The 11,842-nt window shown below is 70.6% G+C and carries 11 protein-coding genes; 4 read left to right on the top strand and 7 right to left on the bottom strand.

The window, feature by feature from the left end:
- Positions 1–9: 9 nt before the first annotated feature.
- Genes LL648_RS29760 through LL648_RS29735 form a run of 6 tightly spaced genes read right to left on the bottom strand, consistent with a single transcriptional unit; the run spans position 10 to position 6,319 of the window.
- On the bottom strand, positions 10–1,365 hold the full coding sequence (locus LL648_RS29760; RefSeq protein ID WP_232666087.1) for an APC family permease: 1,356 nt from the start codon (positions 1,363–1,365) through the stop codon (positions 10–12).
- Positions 1,358–2,296: a proline iminopeptidase-family hydrolase gene (locus LL648_RS29755; RefSeq protein WP_232666086.1), complete on the bottom strand. Its 939-nt coding sequence runs from the start codon at positions 2,294–2,296 to the stop codon at positions 1,358–1,360. Before LL648_RS29755 ends, LL648_RS29760 begins: the two co-directional genes overlap by 8 nt.
- A 46-nt stretch (positions 2,297–2,342) precedes the next feature.
- Positions 2,343–3,191, bottom strand: a complete 849-nt coding sequence (locus tag LL648_RS29750; protein WP_232666085.1) for a shikimate dehydrogenase family protein — start codon at positions 3,189–3,191, stop codon at positions 2,343–2,345.
- Between the two features lie 19 nt (positions 3,192–3,210).
- On the bottom strand, positions 3,211–3,984 hold the full coding sequence (locus LL648_RS29745; RefSeq protein WP_232666084.1) for an enoyl-CoA hydratase/isomerase family protein: 774 nt from the start codon (positions 3,982–3,984) through the stop codon (positions 3,211–3,213).
- Positions 3,981–5,555, bottom strand: coding sequence for an acyl CoA:acetate/3-ketoacid CoA transferase (locus LL648_RS29740; protein WP_232666083.1), 1,575 nt, complete (start codon positions 5,553–5,555; stop codon positions 3,981–3,983). Before LL648_RS29740 ends, LL648_RS29745 begins: the two co-directional genes overlap by 4 nt.
- Positions 5,552–6,319, bottom strand: coding sequence for an SDR family NAD(P)-dependent oxidoreductase (locus LL648_RS29735; RefSeq protein WP_232666082.1), 768 nt, complete (start codon positions 6,317–6,319; stop codon positions 5,552–5,554). The genes LL648_RS29740 and LL648_RS29735 overlap by 4 nt, the downstream gene beginning before the upstream one ends.
- Positions 6,320–6,365: 46 nt before the next feature.
- Between LL648_RS29735 and LL648_RS29730 the strand changes: the two genes are divergently transcribed.
- From LL648_RS29730 to LL648_RS29715, 4 genes are all read left to right on the top strand, one after another.
- The gene (locus tag LL648_RS29730) at positions 6,366–7,379 is read left to right on the top strand and encodes an amidohydrolase family protein (RefSeq protein WP_232666081.1); all 1,014 of its coding nucleotides are present in this window, start codon (positions 6,366–6,368) and stop codon (positions 7,377–7,379) included.
- Positions 7,380–7,441: 62 nt separating this feature from the next.
- A complete protein-coding gene (locus LL648_RS29725; RefSeq protein ID WP_232666080.1) occupies positions 7,442–8,602 on the top strand; it encodes a Gfo/Idh/MocA family protein in 1,161 nt (386 codons plus the stop codon).
- A complete protein-coding gene (locus tag LL648_RS29720; RefSeq protein ID WP_232666079.1) occupies positions 8,599–9,786 on the top strand; it encodes a dihydrodipicolinate synthase family protein in 1,188 nt (395 codons plus the stop codon). The genes LL648_RS29725 and LL648_RS29720 overlap by 4 nt, the downstream gene beginning before the upstream one ends.
- Positions 9,783–10,607, top strand: a complete 825-nt coding sequence (locus tag LL648_RS29715) for a sugar phosphate isomerase/epimerase family protein (protein WP_232666078.1) — start codon at positions 9,783–9,785, stop codon at positions 10,605–10,607. The genes LL648_RS29720 and LL648_RS29715 overlap by 4 nt, the downstream gene beginning before the upstream one ends.
- Here LL648_RS29715 and LL648_RS29710 read toward each other — a convergent pair whose 3' ends face one another.
- Positions 10,608–11,633: a LacI family DNA-binding transcriptional regulator gene (locus LL648_RS29710; RefSeq protein ID WP_232666077.1), complete on the bottom strand. Its 1,026-nt coding sequence runs from the start codon at positions 11,631–11,633 to the stop codon at positions 10,608–10,610.
- Between the last annotated feature and the right edge of the window lie 209 nt (positions 11,634–11,842).

The raw sequence follows: 11,842 nt of genomic DNA, 5'->3' as shown, positions 1-11,842 counted from the left end.
GAAGTTCGGCTACGTGGCGCTGGTGAGCTCGGCGCGGCGGCCGGTGAGGCGCAGCACCACGAGCACGACGATCCCGATGGCCAGCCAGCAGAGCCCGCCGATCTTGGCGTTGATGTCGGCGTTGAGCAGCACGTACCCGATGATCACGAAGCCGAGCAGCGGGACCACGAGGTGCAGCCCGTAGGTCCGCTCGCGCTTGCGGATCACGTACCAGGTCACCACGGACACGTGCAGCATCAGGAACGAGAACAGCGCACCGAAGTTGACCAGCGACGACAGGAACCCGATCTGGCCGACGAGGAACAGCCCCAGCACGAGGCTGATCGCCGAGACCAGCAGCACCGCCCGCTCCGGCACCCTCCGCGTCTCGTGCACGTGCGCGAGGAAGCGGGGCAGCTGCCGGTCGCGCGCCATCGAGAACAGCAGCCGCGACGTCGCCGCCTGCGCGACGAGCGCGTTCGCGACGCCCGACCCGAGCGCGACGGCGAGCGCGACGACGACCTTGAACCAGTCGCCGCCCACCAGGCCTGCGACGGTGTAGAACGCCTCGTTGGTCGCCGTCTCGCTGTCGAACCCGGTCCGGCCCGGCAGCAGCAGCGCCGCGAGGTAGGTCTGCACGACGAACAGCGCCGCGACGATGCCCAGCGCGATCACCGTGGCTCGCCCGACCACCCGCACCCCGCCCTTGGTCTCCTCCGCCATCGTGCTGATCGCGTCGAACCCGAGGAACGACAGCACGGCGACCGACAGCGCCGCGAAGATCAGCCCCGGCTCGAAGACGGCCGGGTTGAACATCGGCGTGAACGTCCAGCTCGCGCCGTTCACGCCTCGCGAGATCGCCACGACCGCCAGCACGACGAACAGCGCCAGCACGAGCAGCTGACCGTAGAGGAAGATCTTGTTCGAGCGCGCGGTCGTTTCCACACCACGCAGGTTGATCACCGTGTTGACCAGTACGAACAGGATCACCCACACCGCCTGCGGCACCGCGGGCAGCACCGAGCCGAGCGCGGCTGCGCTGATCACGTACAGCAGCGTCGGCACGAGCAGGTAGTCGAGCAGGATCGCCCACCCCGCCAGGAACCCGACGGCCGGATGCACACCACGCCCCGCGTAGGCGTAGACCGAGCCGGCGATCGGGAACGCGCGCGACATCTCGCGGTAGCTCAGCGCCGTGAAGATCATCGCCACGAAGCCGATGACGTACGTCAGCGGCGCCATGCCCATCGACGCGTTGAACACGGTCCCGAAGATCGCGAACGGCGCGATCGGCACCATGAACACGAGCCCGTAGACGAGCAGGTCGCGCAGCGTCAGGCTGCGCCGCAGCTCCTGCCGGTAGCCGAAGTCGCTCAGCTCACTCATCACGTTCCTCCACCTCGGCGCCATCCACACCAGCAAGGAATTCGGCCAACACGGCCATGAACGCCTCCCGTTCCTCGACGTGCGGCATGTGGCTCGACTCGGCGAAGACGTGCTGGCGGACGTCCGGGATGCGCTCGACGAACGGCCGCACGCACTCGGGCGTCGCCTCGTCGTGCGCGCCGGAGACGACGAGCGTCGGCACCGCGACCCGGTCGAGCCGCTCGACGATCGACCACTCCCGCAGTGTCCCGATGACGTGGAACTCGGTCGGCCCGTTCATCGTCCGGTAGACGGTCGGGTCGGCCTCCATCGCCGCGAACGTCGCCGCCACCTCGGGCGGGTTGGGCACCACCCGGCACACGTGCCGGTCGTAGAACACCTGCACCGCGGCGAGGTACTCGGGGTGCTCGTACGTCGCGGCGGCCTCGTGCGCGTCGAGGGTGGCCTGCACGTCGAGCGGCAGCTGCGCGCGCAGCTCGGCCGCACCGGCCAGCCACAGCGCCATCGATGCCGGCGAGTCGGCGATCGTCAGGCTGCGCAGCCCTGCGGGCCCGCGCACGGCGTGCTCGGCGCCGAGCATCCCGCCCCACGACTGTCCGAGCAGGTGGTAACCCTGCGCAACGTCGAGCTCCGCGAGCAGGTTGTCCAGCTCGTCGAGGAACAGCTGCGGCATCCAGAAGTCCGCACCTCGGTCCGGGAGGTGGGTCGAGCGACCGTTGCCGAGCTGGTCGTAGTGGATCACGGCGCGCCCGGTGCCGGCCGCGATGTCGGCGATGGTCAGCACGTAGTCGCTGGTGCAGCCCGGTCCGCCGTGCACGACGACCAGCGGCGCGGGGCCGGCGCCCAGCTCACCGGTGACCCGGAACCAGGTCTCGTGCTCGCCGAACGGGACAGTGCCTTCACGGTCGGCCGGCGCCAGTGATCGGGTCACGCTGCGTATCGTGAACCCGAAAAGGTCTGCATACAAGTACCTTTGGTCACGGCGGCAGGTCGTGGTCCGCCAGGAGCGGCGCAACCGCCGAGCGCATCACCTCGGTCGGGTCGGCGAGGCCGGTCCACCTGGTCCACGCCGCGGCCGCCTGCGCGATGAGCATGCGGTCGCCGTTCGCGGCGCGCATACCCCGGGCGCGGGCGCGCCGGACCAGCTCGGTCTCGGCGGGGACGTAGACGACGTCGAACACCACCGCGGTCGGCGCGAGCAGGTCCACGTCCACCACGGGTCCCGGCGAAAGCATCCCGACAGAGGTCGCGTTCACGAAGACGTCGGCACGAGCGAGGCGCTCCTCGACGAGCGGATCCGCGAACGCCAACGGTTCGACGGACGCGAAGTCCGCGAACTCCTCGGCCAGCCGTCGCGGCATCGCCGCGTCGACGTCCAGGACGGTGAGGGCGCCGGCACCCGCGGTGGCGAGCCCGTACGCCGCGGCGTGGCCGACCCCGCCGGATCCGGCGACGACGACCGAACGCCCGGCGAGGTCGTCCGGATGGCACGAACGCAGCCCGGCCAGGAACCCGAGCACGTCGGTGTTGAACCCGACGAGCGATCCGTCGGCAGCGGCGGCGACGCTGTTGACGGCGCCGATCCGTTGCGCGTCCCGTTCGACGGCATCGAGCAGGCCCATCACGAACCTCTTGTGCGGCGCGGTGATCTGGAAGCCCATCCAGCCGTCCCGCCTGGCCTCGTCGACGTGCGCCACGAGCTCCGTCTCGTCGACCTCCCGCAGCTCGTAGGTCGCGTCGATGCCGGCCGCGGCGAACGCGGCGTTGTGCATGACGGCCGAGTGCTGCCGTCGCAGTGGTTTGCCGAACAGGGCGATGGTCCGCATGGCGTTCGTCCGATCTCGTTCAATGTCCGGTGAAGTGGGGCGGACGCTTCCCGAGGAAGGCCTGCGCGCCTTCGAGGGCGTCGGCGGTCGCGAAGACCTCCTCCGACCCGTCCAGCTCGAGCGCGAAGCCTTCCTCCAGGGTCGTCTCGGTGGCGGTGTCGAGCAGCTTCTTCGCGATCCGCATGGCCACCGGCCCGCGTTCGGCGAGCGTGGTGGCCATCGCGCGCGCCGCCTCGGCCGCGTTGCCGGGCTCGACGACGCGGGTGACGAGACCGATCGACAGCGCCGTATCCGCGTCCATCGGCTTCCCGAGCAAAATGATCTCCTTGGCGCGGGCCGGCCCGACGATGCGGGGAAGCCGCTGGGTACCGCCGCTGCCGGGGGTCACCCCGAGGGTGAGCTCCGGCATGCCCAGCCTGGACCGGGTGGTGGCGATCCTGAAGTCGCAGCAGAGCGCCAGCTCGAGCCCGCCGCCGAGCGCGTGCCCCTCGATCGCGGCGATGGTGGGGACGGGGAGCAGCGCGAGCTGACGGTAGACCAGCTTCTCCAGCAGCAGCTTGCCCTCCGCGACACGCCCGTGCAGCGACTCGAACTCCGCGATGTCCGACCCGGCGCAGAACGCCCGCTCGCCGGCGCCACGCACGATCACGGCGCGGACGTCGGCGTCCGCGGCCACCTCCCGCAGCGCCTGCCGCAGCTGGGCGGTCAGCCGGGTCGTCACGACGTTCATCGGCGGGTTGTCCAGGACGATCTCCGTGCAGACCCCGCGGACCAGGTGCACCTGCTCGGTCACGGGGCCGTCCTCCGGTCGCCGAAGCCGTCTGCGAGACCCATGGGCTCCGCCGCGAACAGCCGGGCGTCCATCGTCGCGAGCGATGCGCTGACGGAAGGCTTGAGATCCATGTGCGCGAGGACGTCGCGGTCGACGTCGATGCCGGGCGCCACCTCGATCAGCTCCAGCCCGTCGGGCGTCAGCTCGAACACGGCGCGCTCGGTCACGTAGCGGACCGACTGGCCCTTCCGCACGGCCCGTTCGCCGCTGAAGCTGATCTCCGCCACCGCGTCGACGAACTTGCGGCTGCGGCCCTCGCACACGATGGACAGCGATCCGTCGACGATGGCGACCTGCAGACCGCCCGCCGTGAAGGTGCCCACGAAGCAGAGCCGTGCCGTGCGGGTGCTGATGTTGATGAAGCCACCGGGGCCGCGCGGGCGCTCGTCGAACGCGTGCACGTTGACGTTGCCGAACCGGTCCACCTGCGCGAAGGACAGGCTCGCGACGTCCAGTCCACCGCCGTCGTAGAAGTCGAACATCGACGGCTGTTCGAGCCGGGCCTGGTAGTCGTACCCGGCGCCGCCGTCGCCGCCGAAGGCGGGCACCCCACCGAAGATGCCTTGCTCCACGGTCAGGGTCAGCGATCCGGCGATGTCCTCCTCCGCGGCGACGGACCCGATCTGCTGGGAGATGCCGAACCCCAGGTTGCAGATGTCACCGGGTCGGAACTCCATCAACGACCGCCGCGCGATGACCTTGCGGACGTCGAGGGGGGTCCGCGCGATCCCCGTCGACGGCGCGCGCAGCTCGCCGGAGTAGTAGGGCGAGTACGACGTCAGGTAGGTCTGGCGCTGGCCGGGGACGAGGTAGACCAGGTCGACCAACGCACCAGGGATGCGGATCTCGCTGGGCCGGAGCGACCCGCGGCGGGTGAGGCGCTCGACCTGGACGATCACCACGCCGCCGTTGTTGTGCGCAGCCATGGCGAGCGCGAGCGAGTCACCGAGTATCGGCTCGTGCTCGAACGTCAGGTTGCCGTCCTCATCGGCCGTGGTCGCCCTGATGACGGCGACGTCGATCGGCAGCGCGTGGTAGAACAGCCACTCCTGTCCGGCCAGCTCGACGACCTCGACGATGTCGTCGGTCGTGCGGGCGTTCTGCCGGCCGCCGGTCTGCCGCGGGTCGACGTAGGTGCCCAGCCCCACGTGCGTCACGTGGCCGGGACGCCCTGCAGCCATGTCCCGGCAGAGGCCGGAGAGGACCCCTTGCGGGAGCGAGTACGCCTCGAGAGCGCCATCACGGACCAGCGCGCCCAGCCGGGGTTCGTTGCCGATGTTGCTGCCGATGGTGCGACGGGCGAGCCCGGGCAGCGCAAGCTGCGAGAACCCGACGTCGCCGAAGTCGCCGATGCCGACGACGCGCGCTGTCGTGAGGTCGCGAGGACTGCCGGTCTCGCGGAAGCTCGTCGCCAGCGCGTCGATGAAGGCCTGGGGAACGCCGTGCCCCGCTCCGGAGCCGCCCACCCAGACGGCGGCGCCGTCACGCACGAGCGCGATGGCGTCCTCGACCGTGCCGATGGTCGGGGTCATGGCATCAACCCGCCGCTGTTGGGGTTGAGCGTTTGCCCGATGAGGAGCGACGAGGCATCGGAGAGCAGGAACACGACGCATGCAGCGACCTCCTCGGGTTCGCCGAACCGGCCCAGGGGGAGCTCAGCCATCCGCTTGCGACCGACCTCACCTCCCATCACCGTGCGTCCCATGTCGGTGTTGGTGACCCCCGGGGCGACGCAGTTGGCGCGGATGCCGCGTTGACCGAACTCCCGCGAGATCGACTTGGCGAGTGCGATGAGGCCTGCCTTCGTGCTCGCATAGTGGGCCACCCCGGCCCAGCCGACGAGCCCGAGCCGTGACGCGATGTTGACGATCGTGCCGCCGCCCCGCTCCAGCATCCCCGGCAGCACGGCCTGGCTCGTGTGGAAGGCGCCGGTCAGGTTCGTCGCGACGACCAGGTCCCATTCCGCGGTCGACACCTCCAGGAACGGCGACGACGGCATGATGCCGGCGTTGTTGACCAGGCCGTCGATGCGACCGAACCGCTGCTCGGCCTGCCGGACGAAGGAGCACACCTGCTCGCGGTCGGCGACGTCGCACGCGTACACCTCGGCCTCTCGCCCGTAGCCGCGCACGAGTTCGGCGACGGTCTTCGCACCCGCCTCGCTGTGGTGGTAGGCCACGGCCACGTTCGCCCCCTGTTCTGCGGCGGCCAGCGCGACGGCCCGTCCGATACCCCTCCCCCCGCCGGTCACGGCGACCACGCGGCCGTCCAGTGTCCCGATGCTGCTTCGCTCCATGACGCTCCTTAGAAAGCGCTTTCAATTTTCCGTATGCTTGCACACCATGACCGACACCTCAAGGACGGCTTCGGCATCTCCCGCACCGCACGTCGTCGACATCCACGCCCACGCCGTGCCGGCCGACCTCCTCACCGCATTGCGGCGTCGAGCCCGGGCCCGACAACCCGCGGTCGAGCGCGATGGCTGCTTCCGGTTCGGCGGGCGCCGCACGTCCCCGATGCCCGCCGCACTGACCGACGTGCACGCCCGGCTGGCCGAAATGGACCGCACGGGCGTCGACGTCCAGGTGGTCTCGCCGTGGATCGAACTGTGCCCCGACGAACTGGAACCGGCAGCGCGCGCGGCGTTCCTGCGACTGCTCAACGACGGCATGGCCGAGCTCGTGGCGAGCAACCCCGACCGGTTGCGCGTGCTCGTGCTGCTCGACCGCGGCGACCCCGCGGCGGCAACGGCCGAGCTCCTGCGCACCGTCGACCACCCCGGGGTCGTCGGCGCCGAGCTCCCCGCCGGCGGTCCCGGCATCGCGCTTCACGATCCGGCGTGGGAACCGCTCTGGGCTGCAGCTTCAGCGTCCGGAGCGATCGTCCAGCTGCACCCCTGGCGAGCCGGATCCGCAGCGGGACTCTCGGGCATGCGGCTCGCGGACCTGGTGGACGGCCCGGCGCAGACGACCGCGGTGGTCGTCGCCATGGTGCTCGCCGGGGTGTTCGACCGGTTCCCGCAGCTGCGTCTGTGCGTCGTGCACGGCGGCGGGTTCCTGCCCTACCAGTCCGGCCGGTTCGACGCGATCGCCCCGTTGGCGCCCGGGCGGACCGGTGGTGCAGCGCCCGGTTCCGTGCTGCGAGGGCTTTACTACGACTCCCTGACGCACTCACCCGAGGCGCTGGGCTGGCTCGTCGAGTTCGCCGGGAGCGGGCAGGTCCTGCTCGGCAGCGACTACCCGTTCCCCACGGGCGACCGCAGCGCGGTCCGCACGGTCCTCGCCGCCCGATCGCTGACCGCCGCGGATCGCGCGGCGGTACTGGGCGGCAACGCGTGCAGGCTCATCGGCTGCTGACCTCCTTGACACCTCGCAGGCCGCGCAAGTAGAAAGCGCTTACAGAAAATTGGAGGTCTGGAATGGATCAGGTTCGAATCGGCATCATCATGAACGGCGTCACCGGACGGATGGGGACGCGACAGCACCTGGACCGCTCGATCGTCGCGATCCGCGACCACGGCGGGCTCACGCTGGGCGACGGGCAGCAGCTGGTACTCGATCCGATCCTCGTCGGGCGCAACCCGGCGAAGCTCGCGGAGCTGGCCGAGCGCTACCGCATCGAGAGGTGGACCACCAGCCTCGACGAGGCGCTCGACAACGCCGACGACAGCATCTACTTCGACGCGCAGACCACCAAGGAACGCGCCGGCTCGATCCGCAAGGCCATCGCCGCGGGCAAGCACATCTTCTGCGAGAAGCCGACCGCGACCTCCCTGGACGAGGCGCTCGAACTCGCCCGGCTCGCCGCGGCCGCCGGGGTGAAGAACGGCGTCGTGCAGGACAAGCTCTTCCTCCCCGGCATGCGCAAGCTCAAGCGCCTCATCGACGCCGACTTCTTCGGCACCCTGCTGAGCTTCCGGCTGAACTTCGGCTACTGGGTGTTCGAAGGCGACTGGCAGCACCTGAACCGGCCGTCGTGGAACTACCGCAGCGAGGACGGCGGCGGGCTGATCCTCGACATGTACCCGCACTGGCGCTACCTCATCGACAACATCGTCTCGCCGATCTCGTCGGTGCTCTGCCACGCGGAGATCCACATCCCGAGGCGGTGGGACGAGAGCGGCAACGAGTACGCCTCGACGGCCGAGGACGCGGCCTACGGCATGTTCAAGCTCCAGAACGGCGTCCTCGCCCAGTTCACGACGTCGTGGGCGACGCGGCCCTACCGCGACGAGATCGGCGAGTGGCAGCTGGACGGCGTCCGCGGCAGCGCCATCGCCGGGCTGCGCGAGTGCCGCACCCAGGAGCGGGCCAACACCCCGATGCCGGTGTGGAACCCGGACATCCCGAATCCGCTCGACTTCCGCGCGGGCTGGAGCGAGGTGCCCGACAACGAGGAGTTCGGCAACGCGTTCCGCATCCAGTGGGAGATGTTCCTCCGGCACGTGGTCGAGGACGCGCCGTTCACCTGGGACCTGCTGGAGGGCGCCAAGGGCGTGCAGCTCGCCGAGCTGGCGCTGCAGTCCTCGCGGGAGCGGCGCTGGATCGACGTCCCCGAGCTGACGCTCGAGCCGGCGTGACGTCGATCAGACTGCCGGCCGGGCGCGGGCTGGAGAGCTACACCCCGAGCGGCAGCAGGATCCCGCTCCGCACCCGGCGGCACCCGCCGCGCTCCCGCAGGGCCTTCGCCGCCGTCCACGTCGTCGCCGACCCGCGCGCGACGGACGATCCCGTGCTGGCCCCCGCGGTCGACTGGGACGCCACGCTCGCGTTCCGACACCACATCTGGGACCTCGGGTTGGGGGTCGCCGAGGCGATGGACACCGCACAGCGCGGGACGGGCCTGCCGGCCGCCCTCGTCCGGGAGCTGGTCGAGCGCTCCTGCAGGGATGCCGCCGCGCGGGGAGCAGCGATCGCGTGCGGGGTCGGCACGGACGACCTGCCTGCGACCGCACCCGGCAGCCCACCCGTCCCGATCACCGAGATCGTGCAGTCCTACCTGCGGCAATGCGCGATGGTCGAAGGCGAGCGCGGGCAGGTGGTGCTGATGGCCAGCCGAGCGCTCTGCCGGACCGCACGATCCGCCGAGGACTACCTGGCCGTCTACTCCACCGTGCTCGGAGCCACCTCGGGTGGCGTGATCCTGCACTGGCTGGGTGCGGCGTTCGACCCGCAGCTCACCGGCTACTGGGGATCGAACGACCTCGACGAGGCCGCGGAGACGGTCCTGCAGATCGTGACGCAGCACGCCGACAAGGTCGACGGGATCAAGATCTCGCTGCTCGACGCCGACCGGGAACGCGCGCTGCGAGCCCGGCTGCCGGCGGGGGTTCGCATGTTCACCGGCGACGACTTCGACTACCCCGAGCTCATCAAGGGCGACGGCAGCTCGTCGAGCGACGCGCTGCTGGGCATCTTCGACGCCATCGCACCCGTAGCGGCAACCGGACTGCACCTGCTCGACGAGGGCGACCTCGACGCCTACGACGAGGTGATGGGCGCGACGGTCCCGCTGTCGCGCACGATCTTCGAGGCACCGACCTACCACTACAAGACGGGCATCGTCTTCCTCGCCTACCTGCGGGGCCTGCAGAGCCATTTCACGATGCTGGGCGGGCACCAGGGCGCCCGCTCGATCGGCCACCTCGCGCGGATCTTCCGCCTGGCCGATGCCGCCGGGCTGATCCAGGACGTGGACCTGGCGATCCGACGCATGTTGCCCGTGCTGGCCTCATCGGGTATTGACGGAAGGGCTTCCTCATGACCACCGAGCGGTTGAGCATCAACCAGATCACCGTGAAGAACTGGAGCTTCGAGGAGGCGGTCCGGGGACTGGCGCGCCACGACATCCGGTGGATCGGCGCCTGGCTGGGGCCGGTGCAGGAGTACGGCGTCGCTCGCGCGGCCGCCCTGCTGCGCGAGCACCGGATGCAGGTCTCCAGCGTCTGCAGGGCCGGCTTCTTCACCGGCCGGAACCCCGACGGCGGCGGGCTCGACCAGGCGGCGAACGAACGCGCCGTGGAGGTGACCGCGGCGCTGGGCTGCGACGTGCTGTACCTCGTCGCGGGCGGTGTGGGCGACGACCGGGACATCGAGGCATCGCGCCGGGCGGTCGTCCGCGGCGTCGCCGAGCTGGTGCCGCACGCGGCGGCCGCGGGGGTGCGTCTCGCCGTCGAGCCGTTGCACCCGATGATGTGCGCCGAGCGGTCCGTGGTCGTCACGCTGGAGCAGGCGCTCGACGTGGTGGAGGAGTTCGACCCTGCGCACGTCGGGCTGGCAGTCGACACGTACAACGTCTGGTGGGACCCGGCCATCGACGCCGCACTCGACCGGGCGCGCGGTCGGATCATCGGTTACCAGGTCTGCGACTGGCTGGTGCCGCAACCCCACCCGCTGTTCGGTCGCGGCATCCCCGGGGAGGGCGCGATCGACATCCCCTCGATCACGAAGGCCGTCGACGCCACCGGCTACGTGGGCCCGATCGAAGTGGAGATCTTCAACGAGGCCGTGTGGGCGAGCGACCCGGACAGCGTCCTGACCACGATCACTGACCGCTTCGAGCGATCGACGCTCCCCGGATTCTGATCATCGCGGGCCGGCGGTGCTGCCGCGCATCACGACGCTCCCCTCGACCTCCACGACGTGGCGGGGCGACGCGGGCTTGAGCGCGAGCTCCATCGCGCTCTCGCCGATCCGCTCGAGCTGCAGGTCGACGGTCGTGAGCGGGGGAACCGCATCGATCCCGGCCGGAATGCCCCCGAAGCCGGCGACGGACACGTCGCCCGGAACGGCGATGTCCTGCTCGCGCAGCCACGACAGCGCGCCGAAGGCGACGACGTCGGCGACGGTCAGGAGGCACCGGGGCGGGTCGGCCCGGCGCATCAGGCTCTGCGCGCCGGCCATCCCGCCCTCCCGCGACACGTCCACGTGCACGACGTCGTCGCGGCCGAGAGCCATGCCGTGGTCCTTCAACCCCTGCTTGATGCCCTGCAGGCGGTCGCGCACGGCGAGGAGCTTCTGCGGGCCGGCGACCACCCCGAACGAGGTGTGCCCCAGCTCGACCATGCTGTGCACCAGCTTGCGCATGCCGCCCGCGTTGTCGATGTCCACCACGTGACCGACCGTGCGACCGCGCGTCACGGACACGACCGACCCGCCGGAGCGCTGGTAGGAGCCGAGCTCGGCGTCCATCGCGGCGTTGTGGGCACCGTCGCGGACCGAGCTGCCGGCAAGGATGATGGCGCGCACGCGCTGGCTGGCCAACCGCCGGACGTACTCCAGCTCGCGGCCGGGGTTGCGGTAGGTGCACACGATGCTGACCAGCAGGTCGTCGTGCTCCGCCACGGAGATCACGCCGCCGCTGAGCGTGGCGAAGTACGCGTCGCGCACGTCGTGGATGACGAGTCCGACGTTCATCGAGGTGGCCGTGGCGAGAGCGCGGGCGTACGGGTTGGGTCGGTACCCGAGCTCGGTCGCGGAAGCCATCACCCGTTCCCTCAGGCCGGCGCGGCCGCCGTAGTTGGGGTCGCTCAGCATGCGCGAGGCGGTGGCGAGCGAGACCCCGGCGTGATCCGCGACGTCCTGCAGCCGCACGAGGGACTGTTCCACCATCAAGACTCTCCCATCGGGCGGCTCGTACCGCCTCGGCGGATACATGATTGCCGAAGCTGGAAGCGCTTTCAAGCTGGTCCCTTGACGGCGTGTTGCAGCGCTCGTACATTGGCGGCACCGGCGAACTGAAAGCGCTTACCGTGAGGGGACGGGCGGCCTTTGCAGGTTCTGACCCATTGCGCAGCGCGGTAGCGCTCGACGGGACACCG

The sequence above is a fragment of the Pseudonocardia sp. TRM90224 genome (genome assembly GCF_021245725.1).
GTDB lineage: Bacteria > Actinomycetota > Actinomycetes > Mycobacteriales > Pseudonocardiaceae > Pseudonocardia.
This window is presented reverse-complemented; position numbering and strand designations above follow the sequence as displayed.